Annotated in this window: 15 protein-coding genes, 1 pseudogene and 1 riboswitch; of the genes and pseudogenes, 14 read left to right on the top strand and 2 right to left on the bottom strand. The window is 69.6% G+C overall.

Features of this window, described 5'->3' with window-relative positions:
* Positions 1-132 precede the first annotated feature (132 nt).
* From VV01_RS08220 to VV01_RS08210, 3 genes and pseudogenes are all read left to right on the top strand, one after another.
* Entirely contained in the window at positions 133-1353 is a 1221-nt protein-coding gene (locus VV01_RS08220; protein ID WP_082220886.1) for an FAD-binding oxidoreductase, read from the top strand.
* Positions 1260-2266 (top strand): annotated as a pseudogene (locus VV01_RS24905) (diacylglycerol/lipid kinase family protein). The gene VV01_RS08220 and the pseudogene VV01_RS24905 overlap by 94 nt, the downstream one beginning before the upstream one ends.
* Positions 2263-2796 carry a DUF1697 domain-containing protein gene (locus VV01_RS08210; protein ID WP_071606326.1) on the top strand — a complete coding sequence of 178 codons (534 nt, stop codon included), beginning with the start codon at positions 2263-2265 and terminating at the stop codon, positions 2794-2796. The pseudogene VV01_RS24905 and the gene VV01_RS08210 overlap by 4 nt, the downstream one beginning before the upstream one ends.
* Here VV01_RS08210 and VV01_RS08205 read toward each other — a convergent pair whose 3' ends face one another.
* Together VV01_RS08205 and VV01_RS08200 are read right to left on the bottom strand one after the other, a co-directional pair.
* A complete protein-coding gene (locus VV01_RS08205; RefSeq protein ID WP_050669457.1) occupies positions 2797-4308 on the bottom strand; it encodes an APC family permease in 1512 nt (503 codons plus the stop codon).
* A gap of 56 nt (positions 4309-4364) precedes the next feature.
* Positions 4365-5594, bottom strand: a complete 1230-nt coding sequence (locus tag VV01_RS08200; protein ID WP_050669456.1) for a DUF2207 family protein — start codon at positions 5592-5594, stop codon at positions 4365-4367.
* A gap of 94 nt (positions 5595-5688) precedes the next feature.
* Here VV01_RS08200 and fdhD point away from each other — a divergent pair, with 94 nt between their 5' ends.
* The 11 genes from fdhD to gcvP all read left to right on the top strand — a co-directional run bounded on the left by fdhD (position 5689) and on the right by gcvP (position 16114).
* Positions 5689-6534, top strand: a complete 846-nt coding sequence (fdhD, locus tag VV01_RS08195; RefSeq protein WP_050669455.1) for a formate dehydrogenase accessory sulfurtransferase FdhD — start codon at positions 5689-5691, stop codon at positions 6532-6534.
* Positions 6531-7139 carry a CDP-alcohol phosphatidyltransferase family protein gene (locus tag VV01_RS08190; protein WP_050669454.1) on the top strand — a complete coding sequence of 203 codons (609 nt, stop codon included), beginning with the start codon at positions 6531-6533 and terminating at the stop codon, positions 7137-7139. The genes fdhD and VV01_RS08190 overlap by 4 nt, the downstream gene beginning before the upstream one ends.
* A complete protein-coding gene (locus tag VV01_RS08185; RefSeq protein WP_071606325.1) occupies positions 7136-8044 on the top strand; it encodes a DUF881 domain-containing protein in 909 nt (302 codons plus the stop codon). Before VV01_RS08190 ends, VV01_RS08185 begins: the two co-directional genes overlap by 4 nt.
* Positions 8041-8373, top strand: a complete 333-nt coding sequence (locus VV01_RS08180; RefSeq protein ID WP_050669452.1) for a small basic family protein — start codon at positions 8041-8043, stop codon at positions 8371-8373. The genes VV01_RS08185 and VV01_RS08180 overlap by 4 nt, the downstream gene beginning before the upstream one ends.
* Before the next feature lie 5 nt (positions 8374-8378).
* Positions 8379-9881: a DUF881 domain-containing protein gene (locus VV01_RS24320; RefSeq protein ID WP_231635190.1), complete on the top strand. Its 1503-nt coding sequence runs from the start codon at positions 8379-8381 to the stop codon at positions 9879-9881.
* Positions 9882-9930: 49 nt separating this feature from the next.
* On the top strand, positions 9931-10320 hold the full coding sequence (gcvH, locus tag VV01_RS08170; protein WP_050669450.1) for a glycine cleavage system protein GcvH: 390 nt from the start codon (positions 9931-9933) through the stop codon (positions 10318-10320).
* Positions 10321-10479: 159 nt separating this feature from the next.
* Positions 10480-10998, top strand: a complete 519-nt coding sequence (locus VV01_RS08165) for an FHA domain-containing protein (RefSeq protein ID WP_082221201.1) — start codon at positions 10480-10482, stop codon at positions 10996-10998.
* Positions 10995-11684: a transcriptional regulator FtsR gene (ftsR, locus tag VV01_RS08160; RefSeq protein WP_231635189.1), complete on the top strand. Its 690-nt coding sequence runs from the start codon at positions 10995-10997 to the stop codon at positions 11682-11684. The genes VV01_RS08165 and ftsR overlap by 4 nt, the downstream gene beginning before the upstream one ends.
* Positions 11685-11718: 34 nt before the next feature.
* Positions 11719-12213 (top strand): bifunctional nuclease family protein, encoded by a 495-nt coding sequence (locus tag VV01_RS08155; protein ID WP_050671806.1) that lies wholly within the window; start codon positions 11719-11721, stop codon positions 12211-12213.
* Between the two features lie 171 nt (positions 12214-12384).
* Complete coding sequence (locus tag VV01_RS08150; RefSeq protein ID WP_050669449.1) at positions 12385-12954, top strand: MerR family transcriptional regulator; 570 nt, start codon at positions 12385-12387, stop codon at positions 12952-12954.
* A gap of 94 nt (positions 12955-13048) precedes the next feature.
* A riboswitch (glycine riboswitch) is annotated at positions 13049-13146 on the top strand.
* A gap of 91 nt (positions 13147-13237) precedes the next feature.
* Positions 13238-16114, top strand: a complete 2877-nt coding sequence (gcvP, locus tag VV01_RS08145; protein WP_050669448.1) for an aminomethyl-transferring glycine dehydrogenase — start codon at positions 13238-13240, stop codon at positions 16112-16114.
* The last annotated feature ends 56 nt before the right edge of the window (positions 16115-16170 follow it).

The raw sequence follows: 16170 nt of genomic DNA, 5'->3' as shown, positions 1-16170 counted from the left end.
ACGAGACATCGCGGTCCCGGTCGGCAGCAGCCGCGACCGGGCCGTCTCGGTGTCTCATTCGCACTGATCCGGACACACGGGATTTCTGAGACATCCCACGGTGGCACGGTGATCGGATGACCGAGAACCTTTCTGCGCTGCTGGCGACCGAGCTCGAGCGACTCGAGGCCACCATCTCTGCTGCCGACGCCCCCGACGAGGTCATCCTCGACATGTCGACGACGACGTCCCTGGTGTGCTCTCTCATGGCGAGCATCGTGGAGCCTGAGCCCGGCCAAGGGATTCACGCTCGGCCACTTCCCGCAGTCGTTCGAGTTCAGCACCGTCGGCGGCTGGGTGGCGACGCGGTCTGCCGGGCAGCAGTCAACGGGCTACGGCCGCATCGACGAGAACGTCTTCGGCCTGCGCTGCTCGACCCCCACGGGTGTCGTCGAGCTGCGTACGACGCCGGCCACCGCCGCAGGGCCCAACCCGCGCCAGGTGTTCGTCGGCAGCGAGGGCACGCTCGGCATCATCACCGAGGCCACCTTGCGCATCAAGCGCCAGCCCGAGGCCACCCTCCCCGACGCGTGGTTCTTCCCTGACTTCGCCTCCGGCGCAGCCGCGCTGCGCCTCATGGAGCAGGCCGGTCTGCACCCCGACATCGCGCGCCTGTCCGACGTCAACGAGACGGCGTTCGGTCTCGCCCAGCTGGGCAGCGACCTGCAGCGCAAGGGCATGCTCGCCTACCTGCGCGCTCGCGGCATCAAGACCCCGTGCCTCATGGTGCTGCGGTACGACGGTCGCCCAGGTGAGGCCAAGTCGCGTCGCGCGGCCGGTCGGGTGATCGCCAAGAAGCACAAGGGCGTCACGATCGGCGGTGTGCCCGAGGTCATGTGGGAGAAGCACCGCTTCTCGACCCCGTACCTGCGCGACACCCTGATGACCCACGGCATGCTCGTCGACACGATGGAGACGTCGGCACCGTGGAGCACGGTCGAGCAGCTGCACGACTCGATCAAGGCGGACATCGAGAAGGGCCTGCGCGAGCGGGGGACCCCGGCGTTCGTGCTGTGCCACATCTCTCACCTCTACACCGCCGGATGCTCGCTCTACTACACCGTCTTCGCGCGCCAGGAGGCCGGTGCCGAGATCGACCAGTGGAAGACCCTCAAGACGGCGGCCGGTGACGCGATCCTCGCCGGCGGCGGCACGATCACGCACCACCACGCGACCGGCGCCGACCACGCGCCGTGGATGTTCGAGGAGTACGGGCCGCTGTGGGTCGGCATGCTGCGTGCGGCGAAGGCCGAGGTCGACCCCGCGGGCATCATGAACCCGGGCAAGCTCATGAACGGGCCGGAGGCGCTGTGAGCCCGTCCACTGCACGTACGTCGACTCCCGTCATCCTCAACCCGTCCGCACGCAACGGGGCGGTGCAGGAACGGGTCGAGCCACTGCGTACGACGTTTGCTGCCCACGGTCTTGACGCCGAGCTGGTCGAGAGCACAAGCGAGTCGCACGCCACCGAGCTCGCAGCGGGTTTCGCCGCGCAGGGCGTCCCGGTCGTGGTGTCGCTCGGCGGTGACGGCATGGTCCGCGCGGTCGCGGCCGGCCTCGTCGGCACCGACTCCACCCTCGGAATCGTCGCCGGCGGCCGAGGCAACGACTTCATCGGCAAGCTCGGCATCCCCAAGGACATCGAGCAGGCTGCAGCGATCATCGCCCGCGGCACCGACCGCACGATCGACGTCCTCGACCTCGACGGCCGGGTCTGCGTCGGCAACGTCAGCCTCGGCCTGGACTCCACCGTCCAGGAGTACGCCGACTCGGCTCGGCGCATCAAGGGTCACTGGGTCTACCTCTACGGCGTGGCCAGGGCGATCCTGCAGCCGCGCCGGATCGACCTGGTGCTGACGATCGACGGTCAGCGACGCGAGTTCCGTGGCTACTCAGCGGGATTCGCCAACTCCGGTCGCTACGGCGGGGGCTCAAGCTCTCACCTGAGGCCGAGCTCGACGACGGCCTCATCGACGTCGTCCTGCTCAACGACGTGTTCCTGCCGAGGCTCGGCGTCGAGCTCGTGCCGTTCAACCTCGGCAAGCACGACCTGCACCCGCACATCACGTTCGAGCACGCACGCGAGATCCGCATCGAGACCCCCGAGGGCTCCGACCCGATCGAGATCTTCGCCGACGGGGACGCGGTCGCGCACACGCCGGCGACCGTCCGCATCCGGACGAACGCCCTCAAGGTCCGAGTGCCCGGTCGTACAGTGCGCCCATGACTCGGTACGTGGCCTTCCTGCGGGCGATCAACGTCGGGGGCCACAACGTCACGATGCCGCAGCTGCGCGCGATCGTGGAGGCCGCCGGATACGGCGAGGTCGAGACGTTCATCGCCAGCGGCAACGTGATCCTGGCGTCCGACGAGACAGCTCACCGGGTCGAGACGACACTCGAGCAGGCGTTGGAGCGCGAGCTGGGCTATGCCGTGCAGACGTTCGTACGGACGCCCGAGCAGCTGGCCACGATCGTGTCGGCCGAACCCTTCGGTCCGGTCGCCGACGGCCACAAGGTGCAGGTGGGGTTCCTCGCCGAGGCACCTGCCGTCGACGTACGCAGGGCCGTGGCCGCGTTGTCCAACGACTACGACGAGCTGCTCGTCGACGGTCGTGAGGTCCACTGGCTGACCCGCGGTGGCATCAGCGGCAGCAAGGTGAAGCCCAGTGCCTTCACGAAGGCACTGGGCTCACCGACCACCTTGCGCAACGTCACGACGCTGCGTCGACTGGTGGCGAAGTACGGGTCGGACTGATCAGCGCACCTCGACGTCCTCGACGCCGGGAACCGGACGCTCGCCGGTCGCCAGCCGCGAGTGCCGGCGGCCGTAGAACGCGTAGACCAGCAGGCCGACGGCCAACCACGCGAGGAACCGCAGCCACGTCTCGACCGCAAGGCTCGCCATCAGCGCGACGCACGACAAGGCCGAGACGATCGGGAGCAACGGCACCTGCGGCGTCCTGAACGGGCGCTTCATCCGCGGTTTCGTTCGACGCAGCACGGCCACCGCGATGGCGACCACGACGAACGCGAACAGCGTGCCGATGCTGACCATCTCGGCGAGCGTCGACAACGGCACGAACGCCGCGAGGAGGCAGACGGCCGCGGTCGTGATGACGGTGATGCGCATCGGCGTGTGGTACTTCTCGTGCACCTTGCCGACAGCCGGGGGCAGCAGGCCGTCGCGGCACAGCGCGAAGCCGATGCGGCCCATCGCGACGATGTCGACCAGGATCACCGAGCTCAGGCCGGCGACCGCGGCGATGCCGATCAGGACACTCGCCCAGCCCATGCCCACCTGGTCGAAAGCGTCCGAGATCGGCGCCCCCTCGGACAGGCCGGTGTACTTCACCATGCCGGTGATCACGAGGCAGACCAGCAGGTAGAGCAGCGTGCACACGATCAGCGTGCCGAGGAGGCCACGGGGCATGTCCTTGGCGGGGTCCTTGGTCTCCTCGCCGAGGTTGGCGACGGCCTCGAAGCCGCTGTAGGCGAAGAACACGACTCCGGAGGCGACCAGCACGCCCGCGAAGCCGTACGCCGACGGGTCGACCCCGCTGATCATCTGCCACAGCGGCTGAGCCAGACCGGAGGTCTCCTCGGCCGGCGGCTTCGAGGGCGGGATGAAGGGGTCGTAGTTGGCCGCCTTGACGAAGAAGACGCCGGCCACGATCACGAACACGCAGACCGACACCTTGATGACGACGAGCGCGTTGGTGACCAGCTTGGACTCGCGGATGCCGACGGCGGCCACGATGCCGAGCACCAGGGCGATGGCGACCGCGCCGAGGTTGACCGTGGAGTTCTCCTCGCCGAAGAAGGCCTGCGGCAGTCCGAAGGACTCCTGCAGGTAGCCCGACCAGCCGCGTGACACGACCGCCGCGCCGAGGGCGAACTCCAGGATGAGGTCCCAGGCGATGATCCAGGCGAACAGCTCACCGATGGTGGTGTACGCGTACGTGTAAGAGCTTCCTGCTGTCGGCACGGCCGCTGCCAGCTCCGCGTAGCACAGCGCCGCCAGCATGGCGACGACCCCGGCGATGGCGAACGAGATCACGACGGCCGGGCCGGCGTGGTTCTTGGCCTCGATGCCGGTCAGGGTGAAGATCCCCGTGCCGATCACGATGCCGATCCCGAAACCCATCAGGTCCCACGCCGTGAGGCGTCTGCTCAGTCGTGCGTGGTGGCCGCCGTCGCTGCCGTCCTCGTTCTGGCGGATGACGGTCTCGACGTCCTTCGTCCGCACGAGTTCTCGTATCAGGCTCATTTTCGGACCGTAGACCCGAGGCGCCGTTCACAGTGTGAAGCGCGCCTTGTGAGAAATCACCAGCTGAGGCACCCCGCGACCTCGCCGCAGCCGCTGCAGCCGTCGGAGCAGCCGTCCATCCCGTCGAACAGGTCGCCCGCAGACCCCACGAAGTCGCCCACCCCGGAGACCAGCCCGTCGACCCCGTTGGTGACGCCGTCGACGAAGCCGAAGCTGCCGTTGATCGCGTCGCCCACACCACTCACGCCGTCGGCGAGCGCCGACACGTCGAACGCCGAACCGGCGAGATCGGCCAGGTGGCCGACGAGGAACCACGCATCGGGGTCGATGAGCATGCCGCTGCTGTCGACGAGCTCACTCATGCGGTGCTGGTTGAGGACCTGGCCGATGACCTTGGCCCACTGGTCGGCCAGGCCGAACACCATGGCGTACGGCAGGTAGCGCGCGAACAGACCCGCTGCCTCCTCGACGCGGATCTGCCTCGCCTCGGCGGTGGCGATGTACTTGCGGAAGCCGAGCGTCTGGATGCGCACGGCCGTGCCGTCCGCGGTACGGGGTGTCCGTCCTCGGCCCCAGATCGCCATGACGAGCGCGCCGGTCGCCACCCCGGCGGGCAGCGCCCACCAGTACTCCGTGACGTGACGCTGGGAGTAGGTGTACAGCGCGAGAGCCAGACCCGCAGCGGCCAGGAGCCCGAGCATCCCGAGGCAGCCGAGCAACGCGTTGCGCGAGCGCGGGTGCTTGCGGTACCAGCCGCGGTCGACCACCTCGCGGTAGAGGCCGATCTGCGCCTCCCGCAACGAGATGCCGAGGTCGCCCTTGAGGCGTGACATGCGTTGGACCGGCCCTGAGCGGAAGATCGCCTCGACAATGGCGCGTTCGGTGGGGGAGAGCACGTCGTGCGGTGGGGGCTGGCGGCGGCGCAGCTCCCAGTCACCGTCGACCCGGTGGATGTCGAACCACTTCCGGACGGAAAGGTCGACCACGAGCGATCCGAGGTCGCGGGCATCGGCAGAGCTGTCGACCAGGACCCCGGCGACCGCGGGGGAGACGCCCTGGGGTGGGTGGAACTGCACCGGGACGGTGCCGGACCACTCCTTGCCGCGGCGTACGCGTCGACGCCGGGCCGGTGCGCCGGCGACGGGTGTCAGGCCCGGCGTGATGCCGACGTACTCCAGGTCGCGTCGACGCCATCGCACCCAGGCGACGACCAGGATCGCGAGGAGCGGAATCGCCACTCCCAGCACGAGGTAACCGAGGTCCTCGTCACTCACGGTGGTGCTCACCCGAACATCTCCCTCCTGACGGCGGGGACATACTGGCAGTCATGAGCAGCAGCGTGCGCATCGACTGCGGCGACCCTGTGGACGGCGGCCGCTGATGGGTCGGGTCACCGCCCGCCGGCCGGTCGTACGCATCGACCTCGCCGGCGACACTCGACGCCGCGCCGACACGCTCGCGGTCGAGGAACCACTCGAGATCAGGGTCGACGGCTCGCCCCTCACCGTCACGATGCGCACGCCCGGCCACGACCACGAGCTCGTCCACGGGCTCCTCCGCTCCGAAGGCGTCATCTCGGGGCGGGAGGACGTCGTGTCGGCGCGATACTGCATCGGGACCGTGACCGACGAGGACGGGTTCGAGCGCAACACCTACAACGTGCTGGAGGTTGCCCTCACGACGAGGGCACGCGGCCTGCCCGTGAGCGCGCAACGCTCCCTGGTGATGCACAGCGGGTGCGGCCTGTGCGGCAAGACGAGTGTGGACGCCGTTGCCGCGAGCCTCCCCGAGGGAGCGCCGGTCGTCGCGGACATCACCGTCGACCCGGCCGTGCTGGTGACCATGCCCGAGACGCTCCGAGCCGGGCAGCGGGTCTTCGAACGCACCGGCGGCACGCACGCCGCCGGCCTGTTCACCCCCAGCGGTGAGTGCCTCGTCGTGCGCGAGGACGTCGGTCGGCACAACGCGGTCGACAAGGTCCTCGGCTGGGCCGTCATGCAGGAGCGGAGAACGGCCGGTCTGGTGCTCGTGGTCTCGTCCCGCGCGTCGTTCGAGATCGTGCAGAAGGCGGCGATGAGCGGCGTACCCGTGCTGGCGACCGTCTCAGCACCGTCGGACCTCGCCGTGGCTGCCGCCGACGAGCTCGGCGTCACGGTGGCCGGTTTCGTGCGCGGCCGATCCCTCAACGTCTACGCGCACGGCCACCGCATAGCATCATCCCCGTGACCGACACGGGGACGGGCGCGGCGAGCGAGCCGGCCGTGAGCCACCGCATCTGGACAGTGCCCAACGCGCTGTCGATGCTGCGGCTGGTCGGCGTCCCGATCTTCTTGTGGCTGATCCTCGCCGAGCACGACGTCGCGGCCTTCGTGGTCCTGGCGCTGTCCGGGGTCACCGACTACCTCGACGGCAAGATCGCCCGCCGATACGGGCTCATCTCTCGGTTGGGACAGCTGCTCGACCCGATCGCCGACCGTCTCTACATCCTCTCGACCTTGCTCGGTCTCGCCTGGCGCGACATCATCCCGTGGTGGCTCGTCGTGGTCCTGCTGGCCCGTGAGGCCTTCGTCGGTGCCATGGCACCGTGGGTCCGCCACCACCGGCTCGCGATCCCACCGGTCCACTTCGTGGGCAAGGCGGCGACGTTCAACCTGATTTACGCGTTCCCGCTCCTCCTGCTCGCCGATGGTGATTCGGTGGTGGCCGACATCGCCCAGCCGCTCGGCTGGGCGTTCGCCTGGTGGGGCACCGGCCTGTACTGGCTGGCCGCGGCGTTGTACGCCGTCCAGGTACGAGGAATGGTCCAGCGCAAGAAAGCGGTCATTGCATGAACGAGCCCTCCGGCTCGAGGCCCGTCCGTCACCCGGGCTCCAGCATGGCGCTGCTCACCGACCTCATGGACCACCCGCTCGACCCGGGTTACCAGGAGGCGGCCGACCGGCGTCGGGCCGCCGGCGAGCCCACGTCGCGCGGTCTGCGCAGCCCCGTCCTGGTGGTCACCGCAGTGCTGATCGGCGTCCTGCTCGTCGTCGCGGCTCAGACCCTTCGGCTGCCGCAGGACGCCGCCGACCGCGAGCGCGATCAGCTGATCGGCCAGATCCACAGTCAGCAGAGTGCGATCGACCGCAAGAGCGGAGCGATCAGCGGCCTGCAGGCCGAGATCAGCGCGTCGCAGCGCAAGGTCCTCGACCAGGGCGAGGGGCCCTCTCTCGTCGACCAGCTGGCTCGTACCGAGCAGGCTGCGGGTGCGGTTGCCGTGCATGGACCCGGCCTCGAGCTGACCCTCGACGACGCGCGTACCGACGCCGGCGTGGGCGAGGACGACAAGAACGGCTCCGGCGAGGAGCAGAGCTCGGTCACCTCGACCGACCTGCAGATCCTCACCAACGGCCTGTGGCAGGCTGGTGCCGAGGCGATCTCGATCAACGGCCAACGGCTGACCTCGACCTCCTCCATCCGGTTCGCTGGTCCGGCGATCACCGTCGACTTCCGGCCCATCAGCCGCCCCTACGTCGTGAGCGTGGTCGGCGAGCCCGTCCAGATGCGCAAGCGGTTCGAGGCCGGCCCCTCGGGCAGCTATCTCAAGAGCCTCCCGAGCCAGTTCGACCTGCAGGTCAAGATGACCAACAAGGGTGACGTCCAGATCCCCGCGTCGGCGTCCTCGCTCCTGCAGTACGCCAAGCCCAGCCCCTCGACGACGGCCTCGCCGTCGACCACGCAGAAGGAGACCCCGTGATCCCCGCCGCCGGACTTGTCGTCGGACTGGTGATCGGACTGTTCGTCCATCCCGAGGTCCCGGTCGGCCTTCAGCCGTACCTCCCGATCGCCGTCATCGCCGCACTCGATGCCATCTTCGGCGCTGTTCGTGCGGTGCTCGACGGCATCTTCGACGACAAGGTCTTCGTCGTCTCCTTCCTGTCCAACGTCGTGGTCGCCGCGCTGATCGTCTTCCTCGGTGACCAGCTCGGTGTCGGCTCACAGCTGTCCACCGGCGTGGTCGTCGTCCTGGGCCTGAGGATCTTCAGCAACGTCGCCTCCATCCGTCGCCACCTGTTCAAGGCCTGATGTCCATGTCCGATCGCAGCAAGCGCGGCAAGAAGAAGATCCGCCGTCGCGCCCAGGCACCCGCAGGCGCGCCACCCACCCGCGAGGACGGTCCGCAGGACGAGCCGGTCGCCGAGGAGTCCACGGCGCAGGCACCGTCCTCCGACGAGCAGCCCCGTACGCCGGTGCAGGCCTCCGAGGAGGCGTCCGAGGAGGGCGTCGAGGCGTCCGACGATGGTGTCGAGGCCTCAACCTCAGCAGAGGCGGACCCCGCAGAGCCGGTGGCTGACCCGGACGTCGATGACTCGGTGACGGACGACTCCGCCCCGGGCGAGCACCCGGCCAACGTGCCGACGCCTGATGCCGCGGAGGTCGAGCACGAGCGTGCGGACGACGTCGCGGACGACGCCGACGACGATGTTCCGGTCGAGCAGCAGGATGCGGTCGCAGAGCCGGTCGAGGCGGCCGGTGCCGAGGGCGAGATCGCTGACGTGGCCGACGTGGCCGACGCGACCGCCGATGACGCGGCCCACGAGGACGATCTGGCGTCGGCCGCAGCCGACTCGTCCGAGGACGCCCCGGTCCTCCCGACGACAGCTCCGCCGGCATCGGACGAGTCCGGCGAGCAGGAGTCCGAGCATCGCGCTGCCGGCGACGGCGCCGCGCGCTCGGGAGCTGCACCGGTTCCTGATGACGTCGACGCGGATGGTGACGAGCACCCCGCCGCATCGGCACCCGATGACCGGCCTGCACCGACGTCCGCGGGGTCGTCGATGCTTCCCGAGCCCGACGACCAGCCGCCGTCCGCATGGTCCCGGCTCGCGCAGATGGGTCATCCGCGTCCGACCAAGGCCAACCTGCTCGCGGCGCTGCTCGCCCTCTCCCTGGGCTTCGCCGTGGTGACGCAGGTGCGCCAGACCCGCACGTCCGGGCTGGAGAACCTGCGCCAGTCCGACCTGGTGTCCCTGCTCGCCAGCGTCAACAACCAGTCCAGCCGGCTCGACAAGGACGTACGCGACCTCACCCGTACCCGCGACGGGCTGAAGTCGGGCACCGACGACGAGGCCGCTGTCGAGGCCGCCCGTGACCGACTCGCCTCGCTCGGCATCCTGGCGGGCACGCAGAAGGCGACCGGCCCCGGGATCAAGATCGTGGTCAACGACCCGAACAACGCGGTGAGCGCGCCCAACTTGCTCGACACCGTCCAGGAGCTGCGCGGATCGGGTGCCGAGGCGATCCAGATCGGCAACGTCCGGGTCGTCGCCAACAGCTGGTTCGGCACGGTCGACGAGGGCGGGCAGCAGGTCCTCGTCGTGGACGGCAAGCGCGTCAAGCCGCCCTACACGATCCTGGCGATCGGTGACTCGCACACCATGTCGACCGCGATGGCCATTCCCGGCGGAGTCGTCGAGCAGCTCAAGAACATCGGCGCGCAGCCGACCGTCCTCGAGCTCGGCAAGGTCGACGTGACCGCGTTGCGGCCCATCACACCGGCTCGTTACGCTCAGCGCGACGACCAGGGGAAGTGACCCGCGTGAACGTGTCGCCGCGAGAACCCCTGACAACTAAGGAGATTGCATGAGCGAGCTCGAGTACCCCGCTGACCTGCGCTACACCGGCGACCACGAGTGGGTCGCCGACAAGGGCGACGGCGTCGTCCGCGTGGGGATCACGGCGTACGCGCAGGACGCGCTCGGCGACGTGGTCTACGTCAGCCTTCCGGCCGTCGGCGACGCCGTCACCGCGGGCGACAGCTGCGGTGAGGTCGAGTCGACCAAGTCGGTCAGCGACCTGTACTCGCCGCTCGAGGGTGAGGTCGTCGCGGTCAACGACGCGCTCGACGGTGCGCCCGAGCAGGTCAACTCCGCTCCCTACGGTGACGGCTGGATGTTCGAGATGAAGGTCGCCGACCCGGCGGCCATCGAGGCGCTGCTCGACGTCGAGGCCTACAAGGCGACGCTCGGCTGAGCAGACGCCCGCCGCCCGCATCGTCGTCTCGACCACGACGATGCGGGCCAAAGCTGCTCGTGATGTCGGGAGGTCACCTAAGGTGGCATCCCTGGCCATACACGCCCGACCTCGCAGCCGCGAGGTCGGTCAATGACGTACGACGACAGGTAGGTGGACATGTCCGACCAGGACCGGGGCGCGCAGACGGGCGGCGCCTCCGAGGGGCGCGATGACCAGGTCAACGCCGCGAGCCCTCAGGGCAGCTACGCCGACGACGCGACGACGGCCAAGCTCCCCGCCTTCACCGAACCGAGCGCGCCTGAGTTCGTGCCCGACGGTGAGACGCGCCTGTCCAACACCGACCAGGCCACGGTCGAGGCGCTCCGCCCCGGCACCGCGCTCCTGATCGCGCTGCGCGGCCCCAACACGGGCGCCCGCTTCCTGCTGGACTCCGACGAGGTGAGCACCGGCCGCCACCCCGACAGCGACATCTTCCTCGACGACGTGACGGTGTCGCGCCGTCACGCCGTGTTCCGTCGCACGGCCCGGGGCTATGAGGTCCAGGACGTCGGCTCCCTCAACGGCACCTACGTCAACATGCAGCTCGTCGACTCCGCACCGTTGCGGACGGGCGACGAGGTCATGGTCGGCAAGTTCCGACTCGTCTACTACGGCAGCTCTCAGCCCGCCTCGTGACCGCCGACGGCGGGCGCGGTCTGACGATCGGCGCTGTGCTGACCCGGCTCCAGGAGGACTTTCCCGACCTCACGGTCTCCAAGGTGCGCTTCCTCGACACCGAGGGGCTCGTCTCACCGCAACGCCGTGAGTCCGGCTACCGCGAGTACTCCGAGCGGGACATCGAGCGACTGCGGTTCGTCCTGACCGCACAACGCGACCGGTTCTGGCCGCTGAAGGTCATCCGCGAGGCCCTCGACGCGTACGACCGCGGCCTCACCCCGGAGACCGGCCCGGGATCGGACGGGCTGCCGGTCCCACCTGCGCCCGTCGACGACCCGGACCTGCCGACCGCGGCGGAGCTGCAGGAGCAGGTGCGTGACGTGCGGCTGACGCGCGCCGAGCTCGCGCAGGGCAGCGGCCTGAGCCCTGCGGCGGTGACCGAGCTGGAGACGTTCCATCTCATCGCCCCCGGCGGCGACGGGCACTACGACCAGAGCGCGCTGCGTGTCGCGCGTGCAGCACACGCGCTGTCGGCGTACGGGGTCAGCGGTCGTCACTTGCGCGCTTTCCGGCTGGCGGCCGATCGTGAGATCGGACTGGTTCAGCAGGCCACCGGCACCGACGCCGAGGCGCGTGCCGAGGTCCTGGCCCAGTGCCTCGCCCTGCACGTCGCGCTCGTACGAGCAGGTCTGCGCGAGCTGTGATGCGCGCCCGCACCGGGGGAGTAGCGTGGTGGGTGTGAAAGAGGTCGACGTGATGGGCGTCCGGGTCGAGATGCCGACCAACAACCCGATCGTGCTCCTGCGTGAGCGCGACGGAGAACGGCACGTCCCGATCTGGATCGGTGCGCCCGAGGCGACGGCGATCGCGTACGCCCAGCAGGGCGTGACGCCGCCGCGACCGCTCACGCACGACCTCCTGATCGATGTGCTCGCCGGGCTCGGGCACGGGCTCACCGAGGTGCACATCACCAAGATGGAGGAGCAGGTGTTCTACGCCGAGCTGGTCATCGACGGCTCGACGCGCATCAGCTCGCGTTCATCCGATGCGATCGCGCTCGCCCTGCGGTCCCAGGTCCCGATCCTGGTCGACGAGCGAGTCCTCGACGAGGTCGGCGTGGTCGTCCCCGTCGAGGAGGAGGACGAGGTCGAACGGTTTCGCGAGTTCCTCGACCAGGTCTCGGCCGAGGACTTCGAGGCACCGCCCGGCGAAGGTGACTCTCGCGGCGTCTAACGGTCAACTACAACTTCAGGCTTATGTGAGCCAGGCGACACGCCGAGCACCACGGGCTCATGGTCGTTGACCCCACCCCGGGGTCGGCATAGCGTCAGCACGAAGTCCCCACCAGGTAGTCGTCCAGCAGGGCGAGTCATTTCGGAGGTTGTCGTGGGTAGCACCGGCGAAGTGCGGTCGACCGAGTCGGCGGCCCCGGCACCGTTGCAGGAGGCGCTCTTCACCGAGGTCCTCCCTGAGCAGATGACCGACTCCGTCGGTTACCGCGGTCCGGCCGCCTGCCGCGCAGCGGGCGTCTCCTACCGTCAGCTCGACTACTGGGCCCGCACCGGCCTGCTCGAGCCGTCCGTACGCAACCCGTCCGGATCCGGTCACCAGCGCCTCTACAGCTTCCGCGACATCCTGGTCCTGAAGGTCATCAAGCGACTGCTCGACACCGGCGTCTCCCTTCAGCAGATCCGCATCGCGGTCTCTGCTCTGCGTGATCGCGGTGTCTCCGACCTCGCGGGCATCACGCTCATGTCCGATGGTGCGACGGTCTACGAGTGCACCTCTGACGACCAGGTCATCGACCTGATGCGCGGGGGTCAGGGCGTCTTCGGCATCGCCGTGGGCTCCGTCTGGCGCGAGGTGGAGGGCAGCCTCGCCGAGCTCCCGAGCGAACGCCCCGAGGACGACACCCCCGCTGCCCATCCCGGTGACGAGCTGCGCGCCCGGCGAGAGCAGCGCAACGTCGGCTGACAGCCACGCATTGTCCGACCGCCCGTACGACGTCCCGTCGTACGGGCGTCGTCGTTCCCGTGATCGACGACGCTGGTATTTTGGACGGCGCCGTGAACACCGGGCGGGAGAGTCCTCCTCACCAGCCGGTGGCGAGGCGCCGAAGGAGCAAACTCCCCGGAAACTCTCAGGCGCCAGGACCGTCCGGATCAGGCATCTCTGAAGCGTCGAACGACGTGACAGAGGGGGAGACGCACCCGCCCGACCGCCTGGTCCGGGTGGCCGCCTCACCACCGGGAGTGTCATGACTCACGCGCCGCAGCACGAGCCCGACTTCGTCAGCCGCCACATCGGTCCGTCCGGGGACGATGTGACCGCGATGCTCAAGACCGTCGGACAGGGCAGCCTCGAAGCCCTGATCGACCAGGCCGTCCCGAGCCTGATCCGGACGCCGGCGCGGCTGGACCTCGCCGCCGCCGAGTCCGAGCCCGCCGTGATCGCCGAGCTGCGCGACAAGGCCTCGCGCAACACGGTCCTCACCTCGATGATCGGCCTCGGCTACTACGGCACGCACACGCCTCCGGTCGTGCGCCGCAACATCCTGGAGAACCCCGCCTGGTACACCGCCTACACGCCGTACCAGCCCGAGATCTCCCAGGGCCGCCTCGAGGCGCTGCTCAACTTCCAGACCGTGGTCAGCGACCTGACCGGTCTCACCACCGCGGGCGCCTCGTTGCTCGACGAGTCCACGGCCGTCGCCGAGGCGATGACCCTGATGCGGCGGGGGAGCAAGGCCGCCAAGGACGCCGTTCTCCTCCTCGACGACCAGCTGCTGCCGCAGTCCGCCGCGGTCACCCGCACCCGCGCGGTGCCGCTCGGCATCGAGGTCGTCGAGGCCGACCTGCGTTCGGTCACCGACGAGGCGTCGCTGCGCGCTGCGGCCGGCGACCGCGACGTGTTCGGCGTGGTCGTGCAGTACCCCGGCGCGGACGGCGCGATCCACGACTGGAGCGCGCTTGCCCAGGCGGCCCACGGCGCGGGTGCCCTCGTCACCGCTGCCGCCGACCTGCTGGCTCTCACCCTGCTGACCGCACCTGCGGCCTGGGGCGCTGACATCGCGGTCGGCACCACGCAGCGCTTCGGCGTACCGATGGGCTTTGGCGGTCCGCACGCGGGCTACATGAGCGTCCGCGCCGGGCTCGAGCGCACCATGCCCGGCCGGCTCGTCGGCGTGAGCGTCGATGCCGACGGCGCACCGGCGTACCGCCTCGCCCTGCAGACCCGCGAGCAGCACATCCGGCGCGAGAAGGCCACGTCCAACATCTGCACCGCGCAGGTGCTGCTGGCCGTCATGGCGTCGATGTACGCCGTCTGGCACGGCCCCGACGGCCTCGCCCGGATCGCCCGCGCGACCCACGCCAAGGCGGTCGGGCTGGCCGACTCGCTGCACAGCGCAGGCGTCGAGACCACGGCCGAGCACTTCTTCGACACCCTCACCGCTGTGGTGCCCGGCCGCGCGGACGCCGTCGTGGAGGCGGCACTCGAGCACGGCGTCAACATCTGGCGGGTCGACGCCGACCACGTGTCGCTGAGCGTCGACGAGACGACGACCGCCGATGACCTGCACCGCGTCGCCGCCGCCTTCGGCGTCAACACCCCAGTTCCCGGCGACGGCGAGCCGACCTGGCCCACGGAGCTGCGTCGTACGGACGAGTTCCTCACGCACCCGGTGTTCCACAGCCACCGCAGCGAGACGGCGATGCTGCGCTACCTGCGGACGCTGTCCGACCGTGACTACGCGCTCGACCGCGGCATGATCCCGCTCGGCTCGTGCACCATGAAGCTCAACGCCACGACCGAGATGGAGGCCGTCACCTGGCCGGAGTTCGCGAACCTGCACCCGTTCGCGCCCGCCGACCAGACCGTCGGGATCCGTGAGCTCATCACCGACCTGGAGCAGTGGCTGTGTGACATCACCGGCTACGACTCGGTCTCGCTGCAGCCCAACGCCGGGTCCCAGGGCGAGCTCGCCGGACTGCTCGCCATCCACGCCTACCACCAGGCCAACGGCGAGGCCGGTCGCAACATCTGCCTGATCCCCGCGTCGGCGCACGGCACCAACGCGGCGAGCGCCGTCATGGCCGGCCTCAAGGTCGTCGTCGTCAAGACCGCCCCCACGGGCGAGGTCGACATGGACGACCTCAAGCAGAAGATCAAGGAGCACGGCGAGAGCCTGGCCGCGATCATGGTCACCTATCCGTCGACGCACGGCGTGTTCGAGGACACCATCACCGAGCTGTGCTCGCTGGTGCACGAGGCCGGTGGCCAGGTCTACGTCGACGGCGCCAACCTCAACGCGCTCGTCGGGATCGCCCAGCCGGGCGAGTTCGGGGGCGACGTCTCGCACCTCAACCTGCACAAGACGTTCTGCATCCCGCACGGCGGCGGCGGCCCCGGCGTCGGACCGGTCGCGGTGCGCTCGCACCTCGCTCCCTACCTGCCCAACCACCCGTTCTCCGACGAGGCCGGACCGCAGACCGGCGTGGGTCCGATCTCGGGGGCTCCGTTCGGCTCGGCGTCGATCCTGCCGATCTCGTGGGCGTACGTCCGTCTCATGGGTGGCGCAGGTCTGACCCGGGCGACCGAGACCGCGATCCTGTCGGCCAACTACGTCGCCGCACGCCTGCGCGAGAGCTACCCGGTGCTGTACGCCGGTGAGAACGGCCTGGTCGCGCACGAGTGCATCCTGGACCTGCGCGGTCTCACCAAGGAGTCGGGCGTCACGGTGGATGACGTCGCCAAGCGCCTCATCGACTACGGCTTCCACGCGCCGACGATGTCGTTCCCGGTCGCCGGCACGCTCATGGTCGAGCCGACCGAGAGCGAGGACCTCGGCGAGCTCGACCGTTTCTGCGACGCGATGATCGCGATCCGCGGTGAGATCCAGCAGGTCATCGACGGCCAGGTCGAGGTGGCCGACAGCGTGCTGCGTCACGCGCCGCACACCGCCGTGTCGTTGACGACCGAGTGGGAGCACGCCTACACGCGGGCCGAGGCGGCGTACCCCGCCGGGGTCGACCCGCTGCGCAAGTACTGGGCGCCCGTGCGACGCATCGACGGAGCGTTCGGTGACCGCAACCTGGTCTGCTCCTGCCCCTCACCTGAGGCGTTCGAGGACTGAGGACCGACACGACGAAGGGCAGTCCGCGTGCTGCGGGCGGCCCTTCGTCGTACGCC

Source organism: Luteipulveratus halotolerans (assembly GCF_001247745.1).
Lineage (GTDB): Bacteria > Actinomycetota > Actinomycetes > Actinomycetales > Dermatophilaceae > Luteipulveratus > Luteipulveratus halotolerans.
The sequence above is the reverse complement of the archived record's forward strand: the minus strand, read 5'-3'. Positions and strand labels throughout refer to the sequence as shown.

Coding starts and splice junctions, on each gene's coding strand:
- VV01_RS08210 (WP_071606326.1), top strand. CDS start 2,263: ATGACTCGGTACGTGGCCTTCCTGCGGGCGATCAACGTCGGGGGCCAC.
- VV01_RS08205 (WP_050669457.1), bottom strand. CDS start 4,308: ATGAGCCTGATACGAGAACTCGTGCGGACGAAGGACGTCGAGACCGTC.
- fdhD (WP_050669455.1), top strand. CDS start 5,689: ATGGGTCGGGTCACCGCCCGCCGGCCGGTCGTACGCATCGACCTCGCC.
- VV01_RS08185 (WP_071606325.1), top strand. CDS start 7,136: ATGAACGAGCCCTCCGGCTCGAGGCCCGTCCGTCACCCGGGCTCCAGC.
- VV01_RS24320 (WP_231635190.1), top strand. CDS start 8,379: ATGTCCGATCGCAGCAAGCGCGGCAAGAAGAAGATCCGCCGTCGCGCC.
- gcvH (WP_050669450.1), top strand. CDS start 9,931: ATGAGCGAGCTCGAGTACCCCGCTGACCTGCGCTACACCGGCGACCAC.
- VV01_RS08165 (WP_082221201.1), top strand. CDS start 10,480: ATGTCCGACCAGGACCGGGGCGCGCAGACGGGCGGCGCCTCCGAGGGG.
- gcvP (WP_050669448.1), top strand. CDS start 13,238: ATGACTCACGCGCCGCAGCACGAGCCCGACTTCGTCAGCCGCCACATC.